Annotated in this window: 18 protein-coding genes; 4 read left to right on the top strand and 14 right to left on the bottom strand. The window is 60.1% G+C overall.

What is annotated here, in order from left to right; all coding sequences use genetic code 11:
* Positions 1-128: 128 nt before the first annotated feature.
* The 6 genes from HU762_RS17375 to HU762_RS17350 all read right to left on the bottom strand — a co-directional run bounded on the left by HU762_RS17375 (position 129) and on the right by HU762_RS17350 (position 10,784).
* Positions 129-1,610, bottom strand: coding sequence for an efflux transporter outer membrane subunit (locus HU762_RS17375; RefSeq protein WP_186639085.1), 1,482 nt, complete (start codon positions 1,608-1,610; stop codon positions 129-131).
* Positions 1,607-4,711 carry an efflux RND transporter permease subunit gene (locus HU762_RS17370; RefSeq protein WP_186639084.1) on the bottom strand — a complete coding sequence of 1,035 codons (3,105 nt, stop codon included), beginning with the start codon at positions 4,709-4,711 and terminating at the stop codon, positions 1,607-1,609. The genes HU762_RS17375 and HU762_RS17370 overlap by 4 nt, the downstream gene beginning before the upstream one ends.
* Positions 4,712-4,883: 172 nt before the next feature.
* Positions 4,884-7,979 carry an MdtB/MuxB family multidrug efflux RND transporter permease subunit gene (locus HU762_RS17365; protein ID WP_186639082.1) on the bottom strand — a complete coding sequence of 1,032 codons (3,096 nt, stop codon included), beginning with the start codon at positions 7,977-7,979 and terminating at the stop codon, positions 4,884-4,886.
* On the bottom strand, positions 7,976-9,292 hold the full coding sequence (locus HU762_RS17360) for an MdtA/MuxA family multidrug efflux RND transporter periplasmic adaptor subunit (protein WP_186639080.1): 1,317 nt from the start codon (positions 9,290-9,292) through the stop codon (positions 7,976-7,978). Before HU762_RS17360 ends, HU762_RS17365 begins: the two co-directional genes overlap by 4 nt.
* Before the next feature lie 204 nt (positions 9,293-9,496).
* The gene (gene tpx / locus HU762_RS17355; RefSeq protein WP_186609969.1) at positions 9,497-9,997 is read right to left on the bottom strand and encodes a thiol peroxidase; all 501 of its coding nucleotides are present in this window, start codon (positions 9,995-9,997) and stop codon (positions 9,497-9,499) included.
* 115 nt (positions 9,998-10,112) lie between these two features.
* Positions 10,113-10,784, bottom strand: coding sequence for a DUF3313 domain-containing protein (locus HU762_RS17350; protein WP_186639078.1), 672 nt, complete (start codon positions 10,782-10,784; stop codon positions 10,113-10,115).
* A 426-nt stretch (positions 10,785-11,210) separates the two neighbouring features.
* On the opposite strand from HU762_RS17350, the gene HU762_RS17345 reads away from it, so the two are divergent.
* The 3 genes from HU762_RS17345 (at position 11,211) to HU762_RS17335 (ending at position 14,322) form a co-directional block, all read left to right on the top strand.
* A complete protein-coding gene (locus HU762_RS17345; RefSeq protein WP_238340399.1) occupies positions 11,211-11,690 on the top strand; it encodes a DUF2599 domain-containing protein in 480 nt (159 codons plus the stop codon).
* Between the two features lie 245 nt (positions 11,691-11,935).
* Positions 11,936-13,321 (top strand): hypothetical protein, encoded by a 1,386-nt coding sequence (locus HU762_RS17340; protein ID WP_186639075.1) that lies wholly within the window; start codon positions 11,936-11,938, stop codon positions 13,319-13,321.
* A 71-nt stretch (positions 13,322-13,392) separates the two neighbouring features.
* Positions 13,393-14,322: a halovibrin HvnC gene (locus HU762_RS17335; RefSeq protein ID WP_186639074.1), complete on the top strand. Its 930-nt coding sequence runs from the start codon at positions 13,393-13,395 to the stop codon at positions 14,320-14,322.
* A 440-nt stretch (positions 14,323-14,762) separates the two neighbouring features.
* Here HU762_RS17335 and HU762_RS17330 read toward each other — a convergent pair whose 3' ends face one another.
* From HU762_RS17330 to HU762_RS17300, 7 genes are all read right to left on the bottom strand, one after another.
* The gene (locus HU762_RS17330) at positions 14,763-15,257 is read right to left on the bottom strand and encodes a hypothetical protein (RefSeq protein WP_186639072.1); all 495 of its coding nucleotides are present in this window, start codon (positions 15,255-15,257) and stop codon (positions 14,763-14,765) included.
* 105 nt (positions 15,258-15,362) lie between these two features.
* The gene (locus HU762_RS17325; protein ID WP_186639070.1) at positions 15,363-16,160 is read right to left on the bottom strand and encodes a transglutaminase family protein; all 798 of its coding nucleotides are present in this window, start codon (positions 16,158-16,160) and stop codon (positions 15,363-15,365) included.
* Complete coding sequence (locus HU762_RS17320) at positions 16,157-17,107, bottom strand: alpha-E domain-containing protein (RefSeq protein WP_186639069.1); 951 nt, start codon at positions 17,105-17,107, stop codon at positions 16,157-16,159. Before HU762_RS17320 ends, HU762_RS17325 begins: the two co-directional genes overlap by 4 nt.
* 3 nt (positions 17,108-17,110) lie before the next feature.
* Complete coding sequence (locus HU762_RS17315) at positions 17,111-18,520, bottom strand: circularly permuted type 2 ATP-grasp protein (protein ID WP_186639067.1); 1,410 nt, start codon at positions 18,518-18,520, stop codon at positions 17,111-17,113.
* A gap of 641 nt (positions 18,521-19,161) precedes the next feature.
* Complete coding sequence (locus HU762_RS17310; RefSeq protein WP_238340398.1) at positions 19,162-21,273, bottom strand: TonB-dependent siderophore receptor; 2,112 nt, start codon at positions 21,271-21,273, stop codon at positions 19,162-19,164.
* 160 nt (positions 21,274-21,433) lie between these two features.
* Positions 21,434-23,203 (bottom strand): sodium:solute symporter family protein, encoded by a 1,770-nt coding sequence (locus HU762_RS17305; protein ID WP_186639064.1) that lies wholly within the window; start codon positions 23,201-23,203, stop codon positions 21,434-21,436.
* A gap of 11 nt (positions 23,204-23,214) precedes the next feature.
* Positions 23,215-23,481: a DUF4212 domain-containing protein gene (locus HU762_RS17300; protein ID WP_186639063.1), complete on the bottom strand. Its 267-nt coding sequence runs from the start codon at positions 23,479-23,481 to the stop codon at positions 23,215-23,217.
* A 241-nt stretch (positions 23,482-23,722) separates the two neighbouring features.
* Here HU762_RS17300 and HU762_RS17295 point away from each other — a divergent pair, with 241 nt between their 5' ends.
* Positions 23,723-25,519: a methyl-accepting chemotaxis protein gene (locus HU762_RS17295; protein ID WP_186639061.1), complete on the top strand. Its 1,797-nt coding sequence runs from the start codon at positions 23,723-23,725 to the stop codon at positions 25,517-25,519.
* 236 nt (positions 25,520-25,755) lie between these two features.
* Here HU762_RS17295 and HU762_RS17290 read toward each other — a convergent pair whose 3' ends face one another.
* Complete coding sequence (locus tag HU762_RS17290; protein ID WP_003201656.1) at positions 25,756-25,953, bottom strand: YbdD/YjiX family protein; 198 nt, start codon at positions 25,951-25,953, stop codon at positions 25,756-25,758.
* Positions 25,954-25,984: the final 31 nt, after the last annotated feature.

Genomic DNA, 25,984 nt, shown 5'->3' with positions numbered 1-25,984 from the left:
GGCAGTGATCCTTTACCGTGCTGGAAGAGGCCTGAACTATAACAAGCCAGCGTGAAAGGACGTAGGCAGTGCATCGGCCAAAAGCGGGACTGGTGGCCAGCGAATCCCCCCACAAAAGCCTGACGCGATTATGGTTTGTCGCTTGCCTGCAACTGCCCATCCCACCCGCCGCCCAACGCGGCGATCAACTGCACGCTGGCGATCAACCGACTCTGTTGCAAGCTAAGCACACTGCGTTCGTTGCTCAGGGCGGTGGCCTGGACGGTCACGACGTCGAGGTAGCCGATCAACCCCGCCCGGTATTGGTTCTGCGTCAGGCGCAGGGACTCACGAGCGGCATCCAGCGCTTCCTGGCGAACGCGAGCCTCATCTTCGAGCACCTTGAGCTGGATCATGTAATTCTCGACTTCACGGAACCCGTCGAGCACGGTCTGCCGATAGGTCGCCACGGTCTGGTCGTAGGCCGCGACGCTGCGGTCGACTTCCGCCGAGCGCTGGCCGCCGTCGAACAGGGTCATCGCCAATTGCGGCCCCACCGACCAGAAACGGTTCGGCACGCTCACCCAGTTGTCGTAGGTACTGCTGCTGTAGCCGCCGCTCAGGCTCAGCGTCAGGTCTGGATAATAGGCGGCCTTCGCCACGCCAATATTGGCGTTGGCGGCCATGACCGAGCGTTCCGCCGAAGCGATGTCCGGACGGCGCTCGAGCAACTGCGAAGGCAGCGCCACCGGCACTTGTGGCAGTGTCGGAATGTCCTGGGTTTCGGCCAGGCTGAACTCGGCCGGAGGCAGGCCAATCAGCACGGCAATGGCATTTTCGAACTGGGCCCGCTGCCAGATCAGATCGATCAGGTCGCCCTGGGTGGTCTTGAGCTGGTTTTGCGCCTGGGCCACCGCGTCCTTGCCGGACACCCCGGCGCGGTACTGGTTTTCGGTCATCTTCAGCGAGCGCTGGTAATTGTCGACGGTGGTCTGCAACAAGCGCTTCTGCTCATCGATCACCCGCAACTGCAAATAATTTTGCACCAGCTCCGATTGCTGGCTCAGGCGCATCGCCGCCAGATCGGCAAAACTGGCTTGTGCGCTGGCCTCGTCGGCCTCCAGGGTGCGGCGCAATTTGCCCCAGACGTCCGCTTCCCAGCTCACGCCCGCCTGGGCGCTGTAGGTGTCGCGAATGCCGCTGGAGGAGCTGCTCAGGCTCGAACTGCTGCTGCCGGTGCCCTGGCTGGAGCGGGTCTTGCCGACGGAAAGGTCCACCGTCGGGAAAAACGCCCCACGGGCACTGCGCGCCAGTGCCTGGGCCTGACGATACTGGGCCTCGGCCTGGGCCACGGTCTGGTTGGAGGCGTTGAGCTTCTCCACCAGTTCATTGAGTCGGGTATCCGCGTACAGCTCCCACCAGGCGCCACGGGCCAGGGCGTCGCTGGGGTTGGCCTGGCGCCAGCCCTGGGCCTCTTTGTATTGCACAGGTGCGGCGGCGGCCGGACGCTGGTAATCCGGGCCGATCGCGCAAGCACTGAGCATCGCCACGCACAGCGCCAGGCTCAGTACCCGCGAGCCACGGGCAGTCGCCAGCGGTGCGGCAAGGTTGGAAAGCGAACGGTCGGTCATAGCGGAGTTTCCAGGGCAGCATCAGTGCGCACCCCACGCCAGCGGTTGAAGCGATGGCGCAGGTTATCGAGATAGAGGTAGACCACCGGGGTGGTGTAAAGCGTCAGGACCTGGCTGAACACCAGCCCGCCTATGATGGTCAGGCCCAGCGGCTGGCGCATCTCCGAACCTTCGGCACCGCCGAGCAACAACGGCAAGGCGCCGAGGATCGCCGCCAGCGTCGTCATCAGGATCGGCCGCAGCCGCAACAGGCACGCACTGCGGATCGACTCCAGCGGCGTCTGGCCGGCGCGCTCCAGCTGCAGCGCAAGATCGATCATCAGGATCGCGTTCTTCTTCACCACGCCAATCAACAGGAACAGGCCCAGCAACGAGATCAGGCTGAATTCACTGCCCAGCACGTAGATCGACAGCAACGCGCCCACCCCCGCCGAGGGCAAGGTGGACAGGATGGTCAGCGGATGAATGTAGCTCTCATACAACACGCCAAGTACCAGGTACACCGCCAGCAACGCCCCGAGAATCATGAACGGCTGGCTTTTCTGGGTGGCAGCAAAGGCATCAGCAGTGCCGGCCATCTTCGCGATGACGTCCTCCGGCATCCCAAGCTTGGCAATGGCCCGCTCAATGGCGGCCGTGCCCTGCTCCACCGTGACGCCTTCGGCCATATCGAAGGAAATGCCCTCGGAAGCGAACTGCCCTTCATGACTGACCCGGTCGTCTTCCAGGCTGTTTTCATAATAAGCAATCGTTGACAGCGGGACCCGCGCCCCGTCGGCAGTGATGACCTGGACCTGCTCGAGTGTCTTGGGATCCTGGGCGTATTTGGGGTTGACCTCCATCACCACCTGGTACTGGTTGAGGCTGTCGTAGATCGTGGATATCTGCCGCTGGCTGTAGGCGTTGTTCAACACCGACGTGACCATGTCCATGTCGATACCCAGGCGCTTGGCCTGGTCGCGGTCCACAATCAGCGTGACTTGCTGCGCCCCGCCACCATCACGGGCATCGATGGCGGTGAGTTCCGGCAGGGCGCGGAAAGCGGCGACAACCTTGGGGTACCACTCGCGCAGGGAGGCCAGGTCGGCGCTTTGCAGAATGTAGGAGTATTGCGAGGTGGTCTGCTCGCGACCGCCTCCAAATTGCAGGTCCTGGTCGGCCATCAGCATCAATTGGCCGCCGGGCACCTTGGGCATTTCCTTGCGCAGGCGCTCAATGACTTTCTGCGCGGAAATCCCCCGCTCCTTGATCGGTTTGAGGCGCACCAGCATGAAGGCATTGTTGGTGCCGTTGTTACCGCCGATGAATCCCGCCACGCTCTGCACCGCTTCGTCCTTGAGCACCGCGCGGCGGAAGATTTCCATCTTCGGCTGCATGACGTTGAACGACAGCCCGTCGTCACCGCGCACAAAGCCGATCAATTGGCCGGTGTCCTGTTGCGGCATGAAGGTTTTAGGCACCACCACGTATAACGCGATGTTCACGCCGATGGTCACCAGCAGGCTCAACAAGGTCAGGCGTCGATGGCGCAGCACCCAATCGAGCGTGCGCGCGTAGCCACGGACCATTCGCTCGTTGAGGCCATGGCTCCAGCGCTGCAGGCGATTCTCCTGCCCCGGCACGTGAGGCTTGAGCCAGCGAGCGCAGAGCATCGGCGTGAGCGTCAAGGAGACGATAAGCGAGACGACAATGGCGGCGGCCAGGGTGATGGAAAACTCGCGGAACAGACTCTCGACAATCCCCCCCATGAACAGGATCGACAGGAACACCGCCACCAGCGAGGCGTTCATCGACAGCAAAGTGAAGCCCACCTCTTCGGCACCGAGGTAAGCGGCCTTCATCGGCGGCACACCTTCGTCGATGTGGCGGGAAATGTTCTCCAGCACCACGATGGCGTCGTCCACGACCAGCCCCGTGGCGAGGATCAAGGCCATCAGCGACAGGTTGTTCAGGGAGAACCCGTAGAGGTACATGACCGCGAACGTGCCCACCAGCGACACCGGCACCGCCAGGGTCGGGATCAGCGAAGCGCGGAAGTTACCGAGGAACAGGAATACCACCAGCACCACCAGCGCCACGGCAATCAGCAGGGTCATTTCCGCCTCGTGCAGCGTGGCCTTGATGACCGGCGAGCGGTCCATGGCCAGGTTCAACTTGACGCTGGCCGGCAGCACAGCTTGCAACGCCGGCAGCTGGTTCTTGATTTCGTTGACGGTCTCGATGATGTTGGCGCCGGCCTGGCGGTTGATCACCAGCAGCACGGCGGCATCGTTGTTGAAGAAACCGCTGTTATAGCGATCCTCGACGCTGTCGCTGACCTTGGCGACGTCCTTGAGCCGCAACACCGAACCGTCCTGATAGCGGATGATCAGTGTTTCGTAGTCCTTGGCTTTTTCCAGCTGGTCATTGGCCTGGACTTGCCACATCCGCTTGTCGTCTTCGACCGAGCCCTTGGGCCTGCGCACATTGCTGTCGGCAATGGCCGTGCGCACGTCATCCAAAGCCACGCCGTACTGGTTGAGCAACTGCGGCTCCAGTTCGATACGCACCGCTGGCAGGGAACTGCCGCCGATCTGCACTTCACCAACGCCCGAGACCTGGGACAGGCTCTGCGACAGGATCGTCGAAGCCAGGTCGTAGAGCTGGCCTTTCTCCAACACGTCCGAGGTCAGCGACAACACCATGATCGGCGCCTGGGACGGGTTGACCTTCTTGTAGGTCGGCATGCTGCGCATACCGCTGGGCAGCAAGTTGCGCGAGGCGTTGATGGCGGCCTGCACCTCGCGGGCGGCGCCGTTGATGTCGCGGTCCAGATCAAATTGCAGGATCACCCGCGTGGAGCCCTGGCTGGAGCGGCTGCTCATGGTATTGACGCCGGCGATGGCGCCAAAAGAGCGCTCCAGCGGCGTCGCCACCGTGGAGGCCATCACCTCGGGGCTGGCCCCCGGCAGATTGGCCTGGACCACGATCACCGGGAAGTCCATCTGCGGCAATGGCGAAACCGGCAGCAGGCCGAAGCACACGCCGCCGAGCAGCATGATGGCAAAGCTCAGTAGCATGGTTGCTACCGGGCGACGGATGAAGGGGCCGGAGAGGTTCATCGGCCGCCACCCCAGACATCAAGACACCGGCCACAAGAATTGGCGAGGCTTTTGTGGCGAGGGAGCTTGCTCCCGCTTGAGTGCGCAGCGCTCACAAAAGGGGCCGCTGCGCGACCCAGCGGGAGCAAGCTCCCTCGCCACGAAAAGCACTCGCGGAGTCTGGACGCTGCCATCATACCCCCACCTCTTTCGCCTCAGGCCGGGCAAAGCGCCGCCCCAAGCGGTCGAAATACAGGTAGATCACCGGCGTGGTGAACAGCGTCAGCACTTGGCTGACCAGCAAGCCGCCCACCATCACCAAACCCAACGGCTGGCGCAGTTCGGCGCCGGAGCCGGTGGCGAGCATCAGCGGTACCGCGCCGAACAGCGCCGCCAGGGTGGTCATCAGGATCGGCCGAAAGCGCAACAGCGCGGCCTGGTAGATGGCCGTCTGCGGATCCAGGCCCTGGTTGCGTTCGGCGTCCAGGGCGAAGTCGATCATCATGATCGCGTTTTTCTTGACGATGCCGATCAGCAAGATGATGCCTATGATCGCGATCATGCCCAGGTCATTACCGCTGAGGATCAACGCCAGCAAGGCGCCGATGGCCGCCGACGGCAACGTGGAGAGAATCGTGATCGGATGGATATAGCTCTCGTACAAAACCCCCAGCACGATGTACATGGTCACCACCGCTGCCAGGATCAGCAGCAACGTGCTCGACAGCGACGCCTGGAATGCCTCGGCCGCGCCCTGGAACTGGGTCTGCACGCCTACCGGCATGCCGATGTCCTGCTGGACCTTTTCGATCACATCGACGGCGTGCCCGAGGGCAACGCCCGGCGCCAGGTTGAAGGACATCATCACCGCCGGGAACTGGCCGATGTGGGCAATAGCCAGTTGCGCCTGGCGCTCTTCCACCCGGGCCAGGCTCGACAACCGCACTTGCCCACCATCGGTGGTCTTGACGTGTATCTGGTCCAGGGCCTGGGGACCGATCCGTTCGCCGGCCTGGGCTTGCAGCACCACCCGGTACTGGCTGGCCTGGGTGTAGATGGTGGAGATCTGGCGCTGGCCGAAAGCGTCGTACAGCGCATCGGTGATGTTCGACACGGACACGCCCAGGCGCGAAGCGGCGTCGCGGTCGATCACCAGGTAAACCTGCAAGCCCTTGTCCTGCAAATCGCTGGCGACATCGGTCAGTTCCGGCTGCTGGGCCAAGGCCTCGACCAGACGGCCGCTCCACAGGCTGAGCAACTCGGCGTCCGGTGACGACAGGCTGAATTGATACTGGGTGCGGCTGACCCGGTCCTCGATGGTCAGGTCCTGCACCGGTTGCATGAACAGGCGGATGCCCACCAAACGGTCCAGCTGCGGCTGCAAGCGAGCGATGATCTCGGTAGCGCTGTCGTCCCGTTCGCTGTGGGGCTTGAGGTTGATCAGCAAACGCCCGCTGTTGAGCGTGGCGTTGTCGCCATCGACGCCGATGTACGACGACAGGCTTTCCACCGCTGGGTCGGTGAGGATGACCTTGGCCAATTGCTGCTGGCGCTCGCTCATGGCGGCAAAGGATATCGATTGCGGCGCTTCGGAAATGCCCTGGATCACGCCGGTGTCCTGTACCGGAAAAAAGCCCTTGGGCACGGCCAGGTACAACACCACCGTCAGCACCAGACTGCCCAAGGCCACCAGCAACGTCAGCGGCTGATGCTTGAGCACCCACTGCAATTTCCGTCCGTAGGCCGCGATCAGCCAATCGATCCAGGCTCCGCTGGCGCGGTAGAAGCGGCCCTGCTCTTCTTCCTTGGGCTCGCGCTTGAGCAATCGGGCGCACATCATCGGCGTCAGGGTCAGCGACACCACCAGCGAGATCAGGATGGCCACCGCCAGGGTGATGGCGAACTCACGGAACAAACGTCCAACCACGTCGGCCATGAACAGTAGCGGGATCAACACCGCGATCAGCGACAGGGTCAGGGAAATCAAGGTGAAGCCAATCTGCTTCGCACCCTTGAGCGCCGCCTGCATCGGGCTGTCGCCCTCCTCAATGTAACGGGCGATGTTCTCCAGCATGACGATAGCGTCGTCCACCACGAAACCGGTGGCGATGGTCAGCGCCATCAGCGTCAGGTTGTTGATGGAGAAACCGGCCAGGTACATCACGCCGAACGTACCGATCAGCGACAGCGGCACGGCCACCGAAGGAATGAGGGTGGCGCTGACCCGACGCAGGAACAGGAACGTCACCATCACCACCAGGGCGATAGCGATCAGCAGCTCATGTTGCACGTCGGTGACCGAGGCGCGGATGGTCTGGGTGCGGTCGGTGAGCACGGTCACGTCGAGGCCGGCCGGCAAGTTGTCGGTGATGCTCGGCAACAGGGCCTTGATCCGGTCGACGACTTCGATGACGTTCGCCCCGGGCTGGCGCTGGATGTTCAGCAGCACGGCCTGGTTTTCGTTGGCCCAAGCCGCAAGGCGTTCGTTTTCCGCGCCATCGACGATCTGTGCCACGTCCTTGAGCCGCAACGGCGCGCCATTGGCGTAGGCCAGGATCAGTTCGGCGTAGTCCTTGGGTGAGGTCAACTGGTCGTTGGCGTCGAGCATCGAGACCCGGGTCGGGCCATCGAAATTGCCCTTGGGCTGGTTGACGTTGGAAGCGCCGATCAGGGTGCGCACGTCCGCCAGGTTAAGGCCGGCGGCCGCCAGGGCCTCGGGGTTGACCTTGATCCGCACGGCCTGGCGTTGGCCGCCGGCAATGGTGACCATGCCGACGCCACTGATCTGGGCGATTTTCTGCGCCATGCGCGTATCCACCAAATCATTGAGCTTGGGCAACAGCATGGTCTTGGAAGTAATCGCCAGGGTCAGCACCGGGGTGTCCGCCGGGTTGACCTTGTTGTACACCGGCGGCGCCGGCAGGTCGTTGGGCAACAGGTTGGTGGCGGCGTTGATCGCGGCCTGCACTTGCTGCTCGGCGACGTCCATGTTGACGTCGAGGCTGAAGCGCAGGGTAATCACCGAGGCGCCGCCGGAACTGGTGGACGCCATCTGCGTCAGGCCCGGCATCTGCCCGAACTGCCGCTCCAGGGGCGCGGTCACGGCGCTGGTCATGACATCGGGGCTGGCGCCCGGGTACAGGGTCATCACGCGGATGGTCGGGTAATCGACCTGGGGCAACGCCGACACCGGCAGCAGCCGATAGGCGATCAGGCCGGCCAGGACAATGGCCAGCATACTCAGGGTCGTGGCGACCGGGCGGAGAATGAACAGCCGCGAGAAATTCATGCGCCGCCCTTTTTCGCCTTATCGGCCACGGCCGGTTCAGTCGGGGCCGCGGCGCTCTTGCCTTGCAGGTGCCCGGTCGGCGTGGTCGGCACGTCCTGGCTGTCGTTGACCACCTCCACTTCGCTGCCTTCCTTCAAGCGGTCGGTGCCTTCGAGCACTACCCGGTCGCCGGCTGCCAGTCCTTCGGTAACGACCGTGTGCTCGCCATCGCTGGCGCCGACCTTGAGCTTCCTGATGGTGACCTTCTTGTCGCCGTCCAGGGCATAGACGAAGGTGCCGTTGGTGCCGAACTGAATCGCAGCGGTCGGCGCCAGGACCACGCCTTTGAGCGTGTCGGCCAGCAGGCGCACGTTGACGAACTGGTTGGGAAACAACGATTGATCGCGGTTTTCGTAGCGGGCCTTGAACTTCAAGGTGCCGGTGGTCACATCGATCTGGTTGTCCAGGCTTTGCAGCACACCGCTGGCCTGGAGCTTGACGTCGCCCCGGTCCCACGCCTCGACCGGCAGTTTCGCCCCGCTGCGGTAGCGGGCCAGCACGGTTTCGAGGCTATTTTCCGGGAGGGTGAATACCACGCTGATCGGCTGGGTCTGGGTGATGACCGCCAGGGCCGTGGTGTCGTTGGCCGCCACCAGGTTGCCGACGTCCAACTGACGCAAGCCTACGCGACCGGTGATCGGAGCGCGGATCTTGGTGAATTCCAGGTTGAGCTTGGCGTCGTTGACCGCCGCCTGGTTGGTCTTGACCGTGCCTTGGTACTGACCCACCAACGCAGCGGCGGTGTCGAGGGTCTGCTTGGCGATACTGTCTTCGGCGTACAAGCCGCGATAGCGCTCCAGGTCGACCTGGGCGTTCTTCAATTGAGCCTGGTTCTGCAGCAGCGTGCCTTCGGCCTGGAGCAAGGCGTTCTGGTACGGACGGGGGTCGATTTCAGCCAGTAGATCCCCGGCCTTGACCATTTGCCCTTCTTCAAAGGCAATCTTCACCAACTCGCCGCCCACCCGGCTGCGCACGTTGATGGTGTTGAGCGCCGTCACCGTGCCCAGCGCCTTGTAGTACAACGGAAAATCCCCCGTGGCTGCTGGCGCCACCCGTACCGGAATCGGTCCGGTCGCCCCACCAAATCCGGGCCGCATGCCGCCCGCTCGTCCCGTTTGACCAGCGGTTGCTTTCTGCCCGGCCCCGGCTTTCTGATCGGTGCCGGCGGGCCAGAACTTCCAGGCCAGCAGCGCGACGACCAAGACGACGAACAGGCCGAATAACCAGCGACGGGAGTTGCGGGATACAGAGGATTGCATTGAATGGTCAACCATTGGGCGCGTGGGCTTCTTTTACGGGAGGCTGAACGATAAGCACTGGCGAGGTTTTAGCAAAGCGCCTTTACCGGCAATTTACCTTTGGCTTACGTTCCGCTAAGTCGGCTAAAGCCTTGAAACAAAAATGAAAACGGCCTGGACAGGCCAGACCGTTAACAATTGTAATAAATACTTTATTGGTGACGGCTTATTTCAGGCCACTTATTTCAGAGCAGCAAGCGCAGCGTCATAGTTCGGCTCTTCAGCGATTTCCTTGACCAGTTCGCTGTGCAGCACGTTGTCGTTTTCGTCCAGCACGACCACGGCACGAGCAGTCAGGCCGGCCAGCGGGCCGTCGGCGATGGCAACGCCGTAGTTCTCGATGAATTCGCGACCGCGCAGGGTCGACAGGTTCTGAACGTTTTCCAGACCTTCGGCACCGCAGAAACGCGCTTGGGCGAATGGCAGGTCGGCGGAGATGCACAGCACCACGGTGTTGTTCAGCTCGTTGGCCTGGGCGTTGAATTTGCGCACGGAGGTGGCGCAGGTTGGGGTGTCAACGCTTGGGAAAATGTTCAGCACCTTGCGCTTGCCGGCGAAATCCTTCAGGGAAACGTCCGACAGATTGCCGGCAACCAGGGAAAAGGCTGGCGCCTTGGAACCGGCTTGTGGCAATTGGCCGTTGACTTGGACCGGATTGCCTTTGAGGGTGACTTGAGCCATGAACGGATTCCTTCTGACAGGTTTGAAAATGATGAGGCCGGAGTTAACCACGAATTGGATCCGCGACCTATGCCTGCGCATAAAAACTCACGGATCCTACGAGCGAAGGGACCTGTTATTCAGCCTTGAGTTTCACATATGACTGATGAAGATCAGATGCCCATCCATCGATCACAGCTTTGACGTCATCGGCCTTCATGACCTGGGACTCGTTCGACAACGGCTTACCCGTGCCCTTGCGCACCACTTGGGCAATGGCCGTGTTGCTGCCGCCATCAAGGAACACCGCCTCGGTGCCCAGCGTGGTTTCCTGGTCGCGAATGCCGCTGGCAGTGCTGACCGCGGCGGCCACCAGGGCGATCGGGATCACTTCATACGGTTTCAATCCCTCGGTCTTGCTGCTGACGGCCGTGATGGCGGCGCGCACCACCAGCACCCCCGGCCCTGGGCTGGTCGCCAACGGCAGGGAGCGGCCCACTTCGCGCTTGAGCGCCTGGTCGTAGTAGCTGGTGATTCCGGCCAACGTGGCCGCTGGGATCTTCACCGTAGGTTGCGGCTTGGGATAAAGCTGTGTCGGTTCGATATAGACGCTGGAGTACTTGGCCAGGTCGATCTTCGGATCGATCCAGCGCATCACCGCAGCCCCCGACGGCGACTTCTCCTCCTTGAGCCGGCTGTAATCACCCAGGAAACCGGAGTATTCATCCGGTTGGGTGATCTTGCTGGAGCACCCCGCCAAGGCGAGCGAGGCGATGCAAACGGTGCCGATCATAGACGCGAACTTCATGCTGTCACTCCTGTAGGCCACACCTGACGGGGGCGGAACTACAGGTATAGCCAACGATAAGAAAAAGATAAAACGTGGCTCCAAAAAAACCGTCTTGCCAAGGGAATGCGACGAACGGAATGGGAATATCCCATTTTTATCAAGCTACCTGTCAGACCTGACAGTAGCCAAAGCCCAACGCCAGAGGTTAGATGGAGGCACTTGCCAAATGGAGAAAGTATGCACATGGCAGCGGGAGTTTTCGGCATATCAACGTTAACCCATAGTTCAGGAGGGTCGGCATCGTTCATTCATAAACTTGCAGACCAGTTAACTAGCATTAAAAAACATCGGCAACTGGACGCCCCACACCCTTCCGCGCCGGTGTCTTACTAACCAGCGCCAGTGGCGCCTTCTTTACCTATGTTCCAACAGACAAAGGTGTTCATGAATACCTCATTGCATTACTCCAGTCATTCGACGACGCGCGCGTGCCCGCCCCTGCTGTTGAGTATCGGCCTGATACTGCATATGGGGTCGACCAGCGCAGAGCAAATACCGCAGGCTGCGCCCAGACCTGCCGACAGTTTCATACAAACCGTCGAGCGCTGCGACAAGTACATTGAAAGCGCACAATGGATGTATCGAGACTTTGAATGGTCGTTCTCCATCACGCCTACAACCTGCGCAAGAAGAACACCGCCGGAGGGAACCGCTTATCTATGGGACGAGTTCACTCGCGACTATTCCAATAATCGCCTGTGGACCAACACCCACGGACTTCGGCATCAGTTGATCTGCCACCTTGTCACCGCTCGAGATAAGCCGCAATGGAACCTTGAGCCATGGAGACCCGACGTGGGCTACAGCCTAACCGTGGCCGCAGGCTGTAACCACGGCACGCCCTTACCTGAAGTCGCACCCTGACTTTACGGCGGTGCACCCATTCTTAGATGTCCGTTTCGCGTCCATTGGTCCAAAGCACCTGGAGCCAAGACGCTGGAATCACGCGCATGAACCCCCAAGCCAGTCCCTAGCGATGGCTACCTTTTGTCGGGTTTCTAGCTCACCTGTCAGACTTGACAGTAGAGAAAGCTAGCTGCTGGAGGTTTGATGGAACAACTCGCCAAGACGATAAAGCTGATCGCCCTTAACAAGCAGGAACACGCGAAATGACCAGCCGGAACGAAGACAAAGAAATCCTGATAATTGACCCTGTCATCATCCTGGGGATGGTGTCGGTTGTGCACCCAGCGAACCCACACGGCGGTGTCCCGCTGCGTTTACTGTCCAATGGGATCTTGCCCCTGTTGGTGGAGCCTTGGATCAACCATTTCGCCTATGACGACGCCCGCCTGTTGCTGGGTAATTCCGACATCCCCGTCCTGAACAAGACCATTCTGCCGGGCGAAGAAAATCAAAATTTCACGTTCCCGTTGCCGGATGCCTTGCTGAGCAACGGTATCAACCAGATGCGCCTGAGCGTACTCCGTGTTGGCCAGACAGTTCCCGTAACATCGTCGCCTTTGACCGTACTGTTCCACCGACCACAGCCGGGGGGCGAGGTCTCTACACCCGGCGACAACACGTACCTGTCTCTGGCCCTGCCCGCCGACGTCATCGCCAACGGCGTGGATGCGGCAAGGGCAGCCCAAGGGGTGATCGTGACCCTCAGCTACCCCTACATGAGGGAAAGAGATGTCATCACACTAGATCGTGACAGCCGGGAAATGGAGTACCCCGTTAATGCCAACGAGGCCGCTGCCGGCAGAGTCGAGATCATTCTGAGAGCCGCCGACTTCTGGCAAGACAATCCCAGGTTCGCCTTACGGTTCAGGGTCACCGATCAACTGGGCAACTCCAGCGGCCCACAAGCGATATGGTCTAGAACCACTAACATCGATGTGCATGTTCGCCAACCGGCACTCGACCTGAAAAAACCCAGGGTAGTGGAGGCCAGGGAACTCAACGGCGAGCGCCTGAACTTCGAAAGAGACTTCTACGAGGCTCAATTCGCCAACGTCGAAGTGAACTACATCGGGTCAGCTCCTGGGCAGACGGTAAAGGTGAGTTGGCTTGGGCGTAACTCGACTTACGGAAGCGAAGTCCAGACCGTATCGTTTGCCGGACAGACCCTGAACTTCCAGGTGCCCCGGAACGAAGTGGTGGATTGCATCGGTACCGGTGCAGAGATCCGCTATACCGTCAGGCTGCCTGGCACGGCGGCGGATATCCCGTCGAAAGGCCTGGACATTAAGGTCACGCCGCAAAAATACGCGCTACGGGAGCCGACGCTGAACGACAGCAAGACCAATCTCAGGGCTTACCATCCCGCGCTGTTCACACCCCATACCGCACGAGCGGCCCTGTTTGGCGTGACTACACGTTACGGCGAGGAAATCCGAATCACAGCCGGTACCAGCCAGACCGACCTGGCCGTGCCCCCGGCCTGGATAGCCGAAAACCGGGGGCGCCCCATCATGGTCAACTGGACGCTCAGGGAAACCGACACCAACACGCCGATTATTTTTTCATGGCTTCTGAGACTGATTGCCTGACCCGGGCTTTCGACTTGACCACCATCTCGATCAATACCTGACGCTGCTGTTCCTCTGCAGGAGAACGTACCGTGCGTAAATCAATGGGTCTGCTGTTAATCGCGTTAATGTTCGGTTGCTCGCAAGTCACCACGGCACCGCCTAGCGTCGCAAACTTCGATTGGGTCCTGGTAATCAATGGGCCGGAGACCGCTGCCTTTCTGACCACGCTTTACGAGCGCAAATATGCCAACTGCAATAGCTCTGACTCCCAACCTTCATTCCTTTGCTCGGGTGTCACTCTGAGGGTGACGGTAAAAGACCCCAATGGAGTTTACAAAGTCTGGGACCCCAGCCCAACCTCCATAGCCAGTGGCGGCGTATCCTTCTCTTATCTACGGGCAGATGTCAATTTTGGAAGGCTGGCATGGGGGCATGGCAACGGCTATATCCTTTATCCTATCTTCGGCGCACCGCCTGACAAGATTGACCTGGACTATCTGTGCGCCTATCCAATGGATGCGTGGGGCTGGCACCGGAGCTTGACCGAGGTATGCGGGCCTCACAAGGATTATCCAGTTCAAAGCCAACTATGCCAGAACGCTGGCGTGACCACCGCGCAGCAGTGGACGGACGTCTGGAGCATCCCCGGAGGGCAGCCGTATCTGCGCCAATGCGGTTTTGATGTCAGCGATGGTCGCAATCAGCTCGCCGGGCCTGCGTTCTACCAGTCGTTGCTGGCCAAGGGCTTGATTGGTGCGACCGGCTTCAATGGGCACAACGAAGTCATACTAAAAACCTGGACGCCAGGGCGGCCTAACACGTTTCCCCTCATGGCGTTCTTTTTTGTGGCGGGGGGCGACAACGCAGGGTTGGCTGATGCTCGATACAACCAACGCGACTTCTACAACTCCACCGATCCGAAAATTGTCGTGCCGATCATTCGTGTGACGCCTGCCAGTAGCGCTACCGGAAGCGCCACCTTCGCTTATGTCGCATCCGATCAGGAAGTGACACAGTGAGACACTTGTTACCTCAGCGAAGGGGCAAAGAGCTGCGGCAACTGATGCAAGGATCAATGGGCTGCTGTTGATCGACTTGCTATTCAGTTGCACGCCGCTTGCGACAAAGCCACCTGAAATCACCCATATCAACGGTGTGGAAATACACGATGGACCTGCCACCGCCGCCTATCTGACCACCCTCTCCCATCGCAATTTCCCCAACTGCAATCGAACCGACTCTCAACCCGCGTTCCTTTGTTCGGGCGTGACCCATCGGCTCACTGTAAAAGACCCCGTCAATGTCTATAAAGTCTGGGACCCCAGCCCCGTCTCGGTCGCCAATGGCGGGGGGTGTCCTTTTCCTACTTGCGGGCAGATACCAATTTTGGAGGAGATGCTTTTGGTTGGGGTTATCAGGGTATAGCCAATGCGCAGGGTTTTGCCCGGTTCTAGTGTATTCAGCCTCGCTCGCGCGGTATCAGGCTCTGCAACTGCTGGGCGAGAAAACCCGCATCGAAAACGAACGTATCCGGATCCTTCAACCCGTTGGTCCGACGCCATTGCCACTGTGTCGATGGCGGTTGGCAAACCAGGGAAATGCTGCCGTGGCGGGTGGCGGTCAGGCCAATGATCGACAAGGAAATCAACCCACCCGCGCCCATCACATCCGGCACGAACTCAACCGGCTTGCCGGTGATGGATAACGTCAGCTTCTGGGTCTTGAAACCGGACGTTTCGGCAGGAACACTCGGCCCATGAGCGACATACGCCTCACGACGCAATTCCAGGAGGTTCGGCGCCAGGACCGGCGCCAACCACTGCTCGATTTGCCCGTACAACGCCTCGATCTGCTCAGCCCAGACCGCGGACTGGGCCTGGTGCTGTTGCTGCTTGTGCGCTTCGCTGTCGGCGTAGTGGCGGAGCATTTCGCCCAATTGCTGTACATCGTCCATGGCGCTGTTCCTCGATTAAGGGCGTGTTGCGAAGCGCGATGATGACAGGTTCTGGGTTGCCCGGGCGAAAGTCATCGCGATCTGGCCTTAACTGCGACAGACGAATTACTGATGCTGCACCTGCACCATCGAACTCACCTGCACCCGCGCGTGCATCTGCTCCGCCCCGCCGCCGCGACGCATGCCGCGCACCGGGCAGGCGTCGAGGTAGTCCAGCCCGACCGCCAGTTTCAGGTGTCGGTCGGGGCGGGTCAGGCGGTTGGTCACGTCGAAGCTGTACCAGCCGTCGCCCAGCCAGGCTTCGGCCCAGGCATGACTGGCCAGGTGATTTTCATCTTCGGTGCACAGGTAGCCGGACACATAACGCGCCGGTACGCCCAAGCTGCGGGCGCAGGACACGAATGCATGGGTATGGTCCTGGCAGACGCCCGCGCCACCGGCAAATGCTTCGGCGGCGGTGCTGCTGACGGCGGTGGTGCCAGGGCTGTAGGGCATGCGCTCGGCGAGGCCGTTCATCAAGTCGGACAGCGCCGAACGATCGCGCCGTGCTCCGCATTGGGCAATGGCAAAGGCGCTGAGGTTGTCATCAATCTGCGTCAGGTGGCTGGTGCGCAGGAACGGCAGCGGCGATTGGCTATCAGGTTCCATTTCCACCGCCTGGTGGATTTGCACCTCACCGTAAGCGGTCAGCACCAGGGCGCCGTGAGGCTCGTCCATGGTCATCACATGCAAAATGTTGCCGTAAGGGTCGAGCTGACTGCGCACCAGGCGCGGCAATTCCAGGTGCCATTGCAAAATCCGCTGGCGCTGGCTGTCCTTGGGCGTCAGGCGCAAGAACTGGATGCTGGTGCAGACTTCATCGGCGTAGCTGTAAGTCGTGTCGTGGCGTATGGACAGTTTCATACCACCTCCAGATAGGACTCGTGGACGGTCTGGCCCAGATGACGGATCTGGCCGATGAGTTCGGTCAGCCATTGATGCAGGCCCGACGCGAGGATTTCATCGATCCCCGAATAGCGCAGGCGCGCGTTCAGCTCGGCGGCCAGGCGCTGGGCTGGACGGCCGTTGTTGCCCGGCAGGCTGGCGAGGATATGGTCCAGTTCTTCGATGCAGGCGTGCAGCGAGCGCGGAACGTCGGCTCGCAGCAGCAGCATTTCCGAAACCTGCTCGGCATTGGGCGCGTTGCGATAGATCTCGTTGAACGCCTCGAACGAGGACAGCGCCCGCAACAAGGCACTCCATTGATAGTAGCCACGGGCCGAATTGTCGCTGACCTCCTCCGACTCCTCGCCGAACATTTCGTAGCGCGCGTCCAGCAGGCGCAAGGTGTTGTCGGCCCGCTCGATGAAGGTGCCCAGGCGAATGAAGCAATAGGCGTCGTTGCGCATGATCGTGCCCGACGTCGCGCCACGGAATAGGTGCGAACGTTCCTTGACCCATTCGCAGAAATGGCTGATGCCGTAGCGGCCCAGGCCGTTGCTGGCGATGTTGCGCATCTCCAACCAGGTGGCGTTGATGTTCTCCCACATATCGGCGGTGATACGCCCGCGCACGGCATGGGCATTGGTTCGTGCAGCACGCAGGCAGCTATAGATACTGCCGGGGTTGGTTTCGTCCAGCGCAAAAAAGTGCAGCATGCGTTCGGTGTTGAGCGCGTCATAACGGGCGTTGTAATCGTCCAGCGTACCGGCCGACAACAGCGACATCGCCAGCTCGGCGTGCCCATCGCTGCGCCCGGCCTGGGGCATCAGCGACAGCGAATAACTGACTTCGAGCATGCGTGCCAGGTTCTCGGCGCGTTCCAGATAGCGGGACATCCAATAGAGGTCAGAAGCGGTTCTTGAAAGCATGTCTTAATCCTCCACTACCCAAGTGTCTTTGGTGCCGCCGCCCTGGGACGAATTCACCACCAGCGAGCCCTCGCGAAGGGCCACACGGGTCAGGCCGCCGGGTACCAGGCGGGTCTCCTTGCCCGATAGCACGAACGGACGCAAATCGATGTGGCGCGGGGCGATGCCGCTTTCGACAAAGGTCGGGCACGTCGACAGGCTCAAGGTAGGTTGGGCGATGTAGGCCTCGGGCCTGGCCTTGAGGCGGGCGCGGAAGTCTTCGATTTCCGCTGCGGTGGCGGCAGGCCCCACGAGCATGCCGTAGCCACCGGAGCCCTGGGTTTCCTTGACCACCAGATCGGGCAGGTTGGCCAGCACATGGGACAGATCCTGTGGTTTGCGGCACTGCCAGGTGGGCACATTCTTCAGGATCGGTTCTTCGGTGAGGTAGAAACGGATCATCTCGTCGACATAGGGATAGATCGACTTGTCATCCGCCACGCCAGTGCCGACCGCGTTCGCCAATACGACGTTGCCGGAACGATAGACTGAGATCAGCCCGGGCACACCCAGCATGGAATCGGGATTGAATGACAGCGGATCAAGATAGGCATCGTCGAGGCGACGGTAGATCACATCGACCTGCCGGGGACCGGCGGTGGTGCGCATGTAGACGTGGTCATCGCGCACGAACAGGTCCGCACCTTCCACCAGTTCGACGCCCATCTCCCGAGCCAGGAAGGCATGTTCGAAATAGGCACTGTTGAAACGCCCCGGCGTCAGCACCACGGCGGTCGGATTTTCCAACGGACTTGAGCTTTTGAGGGTATCGAGCAGCAAATTCGGATAGTGGTCGATGGGCGCCACGCGCTGGGCGGCGAACAGCTCGGGGAACAGACGCATCATCATCTTGCGATCTTCGAGCATGTAGCTCACGCCACTGGGCGTACGCAGGTTGTCCTCCAGCACGTAATAGCTGCCATCGCCGTCGCGAACCAGGTCGACGCCAGCGATATGGGCGTAGATGCCACGGTGCAGGTCCAGGCCTTGCATCGCGATCTGGTAACCCTCGTTGGCCAGCACCTGCTCGGCCGGAATGATGCCTTCCTTGAGAATGCGTTGCCCGTGGTAGATATCGGCCAGGAACATGTTCAGGGCCTGGACGCGCTGGATGCAGCCGCGCTCGACCATCTGCCATTCGCTGGCCTTGATGCTGCGGGGAATGATGTCGAACGGGATCAGGCGCTCGGTGCCCTGCTCGTCGCCATAGAGCGTGAACGTAATGCCCGCCCGATGGAACAGCAGGTCGGCTTCGCGCCGGCGTTGCTCCAACAGCTCCAGCGGCGTGTCCGCCAGCCAGCGCGAGAAAGCTTGGTAATGCGGGCGGCAGTCACCCTTTGCGTCATACATTTCGTTGAAAAAAGCGTGGGGCATAGCCAACTCCCAGCCGTGTCGTACACGGCATTTCTTATTACGTCGTCATTCCACCAAGTCTGGCCTTGCCTTGTTTTTATGAGCCCTGTTTTTCTGAGCACCTCGATAGGCATGGGTCTCTGGTTAAGGCCGTTGCGTCTGGATGACGTGCGCCCCCCTTGTGTTTACGTCTCGAATACCTCGCTGGTTCGTTCTCTCGGAGCCGAAGCAAAGGCTGTGCCTAAGTGCCATGGATCGAAACAATGCTGGAAAAACCGCCGCAGGACGACGAAAAAGCGAAATTTCCTTTCGATTTCGCGACGCAAGGGCGTTTGAAGGCTGAAACGTTTGTTTCGAATCGCCGCGACGGGTCGACAAACGGGTCGAATCGGTGCAACGAGGCGGGACGGCAACCTTAAATGCCCTGAAAAGGGGAAATTTATACCCATTCACTGTAGGCACGTTTCATCTGTGGCGAGGGGATTTATTCCCGTAAGGGTGCGAACCGCCCATCCAGCGGGCGCGCTTAGGTGCGTCTGCTCGATGCTATAAGCCAGCACTGTTCGCGACAGCGAACTAAAGAAAAGTGATCTGCGAAAAAAATGCCCGGATTTTGAAGTCCGGGCATTTTTTGTGGGTGCCTTCTGATCAGGATGTCACGATTAAAACGTCACGCTGGCGCTCAGCTTGGCGGTACGCGGCTCGCCGACGTTGACCTGCAACTCACTGCCGGTAGACGACGGGTAGTACTGCTTGTCGAACAGGTTGTCGACGTTCAGCTGCAACGAGGTCTTGTGACCGAACACCGGCGATTCCCAGCGCACGAAGGCGTCGGCAACGGTGTAGCTGCTGAGCCAGAAATCGTTGGCAGCATTGGCGGCCCGCTCACCGACATAGCGAGCACCGGCGCCAGCGTGCCAGGCACCGAATTCGGCTGGGACGTTCAGGTGATGGGACAGATACAGGCTGGCGGTGTGCTTAGGGGCGTCGGGCAAGCGGTGACCTTCATTTTTCGGGTCATCGAGGATTTCCGTGTGGGTATAGGCGTAGGTGCCGATGAGGTCCCAGCGATCGGCGAGGCGACCGGTGATGTCCAGTTCCAAGCCCTGGGAGCCGACTTTGCCGGCGGCCTCGGAAACATCGTCAACGGTGGTCACGACGTTCTTCTTGACGATATCGAATAAGGCAAGATTGATGTTCAAGCCAGGCAGCGGATCGTATTTGGCGCCGATTTCGTAGCTGCGGCCTTCTTCCGGTTTGAAGGTGCGGCGATCCCTGTCGACTACATCATTGGGTTTGAACGATTCACTGTAGTTGCCATACAGCGACAATGTTTCGGTGGCTTTGTAAACCAAACCAAGAAAGGGTACGAAGGCGTCGCCATTGTCATCGCGATTGACATCATAATCACTGCCTAAACCTTGATCACTGTACTGGTCGTAATGCTGATAACGACCACCAAATACAAGAATCCAACGGTCATCCAGATGCCAGTTGTCTTTCAGGTACACGGCGCTGGAATTCAACTGGTTTCGCAGGTCACTGTCGGTAGTGCTGACCCTGCTTGGCTCTCCCAGTCCACCGTATACCGGTGCCGCAGGGTCAAAACCTAATTGATTAGCTCCGCGATAGGTTTTGCCACGGAATTGATCGGACACCTGATTATCGACGCCGATCAACAGGTCATGACGCTGGCCGAACAGTTCCTGTTTGCCAATAAAATCCCAACTGGCGTAGCGGGTTTCATCGTCATAATGCGCGCCATTGGCGGCGCGCCGGAGAACATTGTTCACCAGCCGCGGCTGCGCAATCGAAAGACTGTACCGATCATTGTTCCAGCCATATGTCACCCGCGTCTTCCACGCATCGCTCAGCTCATATTCGAACCGCGCGGTAGCCGTCTCACGAATCCCCACACTTTTGGCCCAAGGCTCATCCATGCGCTTGTCATAGTCGATGTCGGCCGGATGCCCATCGGTGAATATCGTCCCCCGGTCAAACGGGTTGGAATATTCGTTGTACTCGTAACTCAAGTTCAACGAAGCCCGCTCGCCGGTCCAGGCCAACGACGGCGCCACCAGGGTGCTTTCGTTGACGCCATAGTTGCGCCAGTAATCCTCATGGCCGCGCTCGGCGATCAGGCGATAGGCCAAGCCCGTGTCGCCCAGCGGCCCGGTGGTATCAAGTGCCATGGTGCCGCCGCCCTCGCTGTAGGCCGAACCGCTCAACGTGGTGCTCTGGCTATACTCCGGCTTCTTGCTGATGACGTTGATCAACCCGCCGGGTTCCAGCGCGCCGTAGAGCATCGACGCCGGGCCCTTGAGCACTTCGACCCGCTCGGTGGTGGCGCTGAAGTTGTGGCCCAGGTTCGAGCGCACACCGTCGCGCAGGATCGAACCGTCGTCGTTGGTGCCGAAACCACGCTTGACCAGCGAGTCCCTGGAGTTGCCCAAGGTGTTGCCCTGACTGACGCCGCTGACGAATTTCATCGCTTCGTCCAACGAGCGTACCTGATAGTCCACCAGGGTCTGCTGGGTCACCACGTTGATCGACTGCGCCTCTTCCTTGATCGGTACATCGCTCTTGCTCGCCGTGCTGGCTTGCGACGCCGTATAGCCTTCGTCCTGAATGATCCGGCTGCCTTGCACGTCCGTGGTGGGCAGTTCGAAGGTGTCCTGCGCCCTCAAGGGGCTCGCCATGAAACAGCAGGACAGCGCGGGCAAGACACATTTGACGAGGGCATTGCGATAAGCGAGAGGGGTGGAACGATTCAAGACACTGCACTCTGGAGGGGATGTGAATGAGAGCGAATATACTTTGAGAATCATTCCCAGTAAATCTTTCTAACATCTACGCGCTTGACTCAACGCACACAAAAAGACGCCGGATGGTGAGTCCGGCGCCCTTGTCTCCCCTTGTGTCGCTGATTACCGGTCAGTGGTCGACCGCGGCACCGGCGCCCCTCGGTACACGAATGTCTTCGACCAAATGCTGGATGTGCTCCGGCGGTGGCGCGGTAAAGCGTGAGACCACCACGGCAGCGAGGAAGTTGAAGAGCATCCCCAGCGTGCCTATGCCCTCAGGGGATACACCCAGCCACCAATGCTCAGCCGTGTTCATCGTCGGGTTGATGAACTTGAAGTAGACGATATAGGTGAAGGTGAACGTCAGCCCGACGATCATCCCGGCAATCGCCCCTTCACGATTCATGCGCTTGGAGAAAATCCCCATGACGATGACCGGGAAGAAGGAAGACGCCGCCAACCCGAAGGCGAACGCAACCACCTGGGCAACGAATGCCGGTGGATAGATGCCGAACAACCCGGCGATCAACACCGCCACGCCGGCGGCAATACGTGCCGCGAGCAACTCCTGCTTTTCGTTGATCCTGGGCATGATGTTGCTTTTGAGCAGGTCGTGGGAAATCGAGGTGGATATCACCAGCAGCAGTCCCGCTGCGGTCGAAAGCGCCGCCGCCAAGCCACCGGCTGCGATCAATGCAATCACCCACCCCGGCAGGCCGGCGATTTCAGGGTTGGCCAAGACCATGATGTCGTTGTCGACATACAGTTCGTTGGCCACCGGCGAGACTTGGTTCTTGAGCAACCGCTGCTCATGTGCGCCGCGCTCGCCGGTAAAACTCGGCGCGCCAACCAAAGCCGCCCCCGGGCCGTATTGGATGATGCCGTCGTTGTTCTTGTCCGCCCACGCAATCAGTCCGGAATTTTCCCAGGCTTTGAACCAGGTCGGTGCGGTGGCGTAACTGATATTCGGGATGGAGGTCAGCAGGTTGGTGCGGGCGAAGGCCGCCACGGCCGGTGCAGTGGTATAGAGAATGGCAATGAACAGCAATGCGTAGCCCGCCGACTTGCGCGCATCCCGGACGGTAGGCGTGGTAAAGAAGCGCACGATGACGTGGGGCAGGCCCGCCGTACCAACCATCAGCGCCATGGTGATGAAAAACACATCGGTGGTCGATTTGGTGCCGTCGGTATAGGCGGTGAAGCCCAGCTCGGCGCCCAGACCGTTAAGCCGCTCGATCACGCTCTGCCCCGAGCCGGTCACTTCGCTGATAAAGCCCAACTGCGGTATTGGATTACCGGTGATCATCATCGAGATATAGATGGCCGGCACCATGTAGGCAAAGATCATTACGCAATACTGTGCCACCTGGGTGTAAGTGATGCCCTTCATGCCGCCCAACACCGAGTAGAAGAACACAATGGCCATGCCGATCATGACACCGGTGTTGATATCCACTTCCAAGTAACGGGAAAAGACGATGCCCACACCGCGCATCTGGCCGGCCACGTAAGTAAAGGAAATGAAGATCACGCAGATCACCGCCACCACCCGCGCCGTCTGCGAGTAATAACGTGCCCCGACGAACTCGGGCACGGTGAACTTGCCGAATTTGCGCAGGTACGGCGCCAGGCACATCGCTAGCAGCACGTAGCCGCCGGTCCATCCCATCAGGTAGACCGAACCGTCATAGCCGGCAAAGGCGATGATCCCGGCCATGGAAATGAACGAGGCCGCCGACATCCAGTCGGCGCCGGTGGCCATGCCGTTGAGGACGGGATGCACGCCTTTACTGGCAATGTAGTACTCGCTGGTGGAACCGGCCCGCGTCCAGATGGCAATCGCAATGTAAAGGGCAAACGAGGCGCCGACGAACAGGTAGATCAGAGTTTGGGTTTCCATGCTCGTCGGCCTCAGTCTTCGTGAACGTCATATTTGCGATCGAGCTGATTCATCTTCCAGACATAGAAGAAAATCTCGAGCACAAAGACATAGATGGAACCCTGCTGGGCAAACCAGAACCCCAAGGGCGTGCCGAAGAAACTGATGGTGTTGAGGGAATCAACCAGCAAGATGCCAAAGCCGAACGACACCAAGAACCAGATGGCCAGCAGCACCAGCATCCAGCGTAGGTTTTCCGTCCAATAGGCACGCGCAGCCTGTTGCTTTTGAGTGGACATGGAGGTGTTCTCCCGTTTGTTTTTATTGTTTTCCCACACAAACCGTAGCAGTCGCTGGGCAAGGCGCTAGTACGACTTTCGTCTAATCCAATCCGCCGAGTATTGACATCCCTGCCCCACTGCTGCGACAGGGCCAAAACGCACCGGAATCCGAGAGTGATATCAAATCGCCCGAATACGCTAAAGCTTTGGCGCTATCGGTCGAATGTATGCCATCGAATCTTTTTTCCCTGGAGCAGTGATGCAGACGTTAAAGGCCTTGTATGAGTCTATCGAGATGCAGTTTTTCGATACCCTCACCAAAAAGCTCTCAAGCCTTTTCCTGCTGGTCCTGGTCAGTGGCCTGCTGTATTGGGTGGCCCTCAGTGCCCGCGCCGACATTGTGCTGCAGTTGCGCACCGCTCAACTGGACGGCGCTTTGCTGGGACAAATCGAAGAGCGGCTCGACAGCCTCACTCATGCCTTGCTCTTCGGCGCGTTCCTGACGTTCGGCATGATCAGCTTCATGGTCTGGTATTTCCGCCACCTCATCGTGCGCCCCGTCACGGCCATGACCAAGGCCCTTGAAGAGATCGCCAATGGCGAAGGTGACTTGTCCAAGGACCTGCCGCTGGTGACCCACGATGAGATCCGCACCCTGGCCGCGACTTGCAACCGTTTCCTGGCCAAGCAGCGCGAGATCATCAGTAACGTCCAGGCATTGACGGTGCACATCGCCGTCGAGTCGGCCCGCTCGCTGAAAAACATCAGCGACTCCAGCGACAGCGCTACCCACCAGGCACGCTTCGCCAAGGAAGTGATGGACCAGAGCAACACCGCCGTAGGCCGTATCGAAGAGGTTTCGCGCCAGACCCAGGGTATTTCGGGGACCACCGCGCAGAACCTGAGCATGGCCCGTGATTCCTACGCCGAGCTGCTGGAAGTGACCGGTAACATCAGCGAGATCTCCACCAGCCTCGGCGAGTTCGCCACGCTGGTGGATGCCTTGAACCAGCGTTCCTCGAGCATCAAGTCGATTGTCGGCCTGATCCAGCAAATTTCCGCCCAGACCAACCTGCTGGCCCTCAACGCCGCCATTGAAGCGGCGCGCGCCGGGGAAAGTGGCCGTGGTTTCGCCGTCGTGGCCGATGAAGTGCGCACCTTGGCGCAGAACGTCAGCCGCGCCACCGACGATATTTCGCGCGACATCGACGCGATGCTCCAGGAAGTCAGCTCCACCCACCAGCAGACGACCCAGATCAGCCACAGCGCCCGGGAAACCCAGAAAGTCGTGGAGCGCGCCTCCGGTCATTTCGAAAGCATGATCATCGACTTCGAATCCACCAACGGCAAACTCGCCGACATCGCCGACCACATCCAGCAGTTTGCCGACACCAACACCGGCATCAACGAACGGGTCACCCAGATCCACGCCGATAGCCAGTCCATCGACCAGCGCATGCAGCAATCGGCGACGGCTACTCGCGACCTGTCCGGCGTTGCTGAAAAGGTCCAGACGCTGTTGGGTCGCTTTGTGCTCGGCCACGGCAAGCTGGACGCCGCCATCACCCGCGCCAGCCAATGCCGCGACACGCTCCAGGTGCGTCTGGGGGCGCTGCAAGACGAGGGCCTCAACCTGTTCGACCAGAGCTACAAACTGATTCCGGGTACAGATCCCAAGCAATACATGACCAGCTACACCGAGCGCTTTGCCCGGGTCTGCCAAGAAGAATGCGACAAGCTCACCCGCAGCACGCCAGGCGGCAAGGTTTCGTTCATTGTCGATACGAAGGGCTACTGCCCGGTCAACAACAGCTGGGTTTCCAAGCCACCGACCGGCGACCGTGCGGTGGATTTGCCGGTCTGCCGCAACAAGCGGATCTTCAACGACCCGATCGGCCTGCGCGCGGCGGGCAACGTCCAGCGCTTCCTGCTGCAGACCTACCTGCGCGATACCGGGGAAATCATGACCGAGATCGACGTACCGTTCTTCTTCGGCGGCCGTCACTGGGGTAACTTGCGGGTGGGCTTCGATGCGGCGGTGTTGTTGGCGGACTGACTCATAAAGCAATCAAGCCAGACAACGACCCGTGGCGAGGGAGCTTGCTCCCGCTCGGCTGCGCAGCAGTCGCAAGACCAGTTGATGCGGTCGGCCTGAAGAACCGCTGGGGCCTGCTTCGCACGCCAGCGGGAGCAAGCTCCCTCGCCACAAGAAATTTGTGGTGCATGCAAATCCTGAAACCAGCCCAAAAACAACTGTGGGAGCGAATTCGCTCCCACAGTCATCACCTCAACTCAACAACACTTGGGCCCACCCTTGCCACCGTAACGGGCCTCCTGGCGTTCTCGGAAGAACGCCTCGTAGTCCATCAACGGTTTGTCCGGGTGCTTGGTTTGCATGTGCTCGACGTAATTGTCGTAGTCGGGCATGCCGACCATCAGGCGCGCGGCCTGACCGAGGTATTTACCGAGGCGACTCAAGTCATTGAACATCGTTGCAATCCTCGATCAAGCGTCCGGCAGG

It is taken from the genome of Pseudomonas sp. SWRI92, from assembly GCF_014268685.1.
GTDB lineage: Bacteria > Pseudomonadota > Gammaproteobacteria > Pseudomonadales > Pseudomonadaceae > Aquipseudomonas > Aquipseudomonas marvdashtae.
This window is presented reverse-complemented; position numbering and strand designations above follow the sequence as displayed.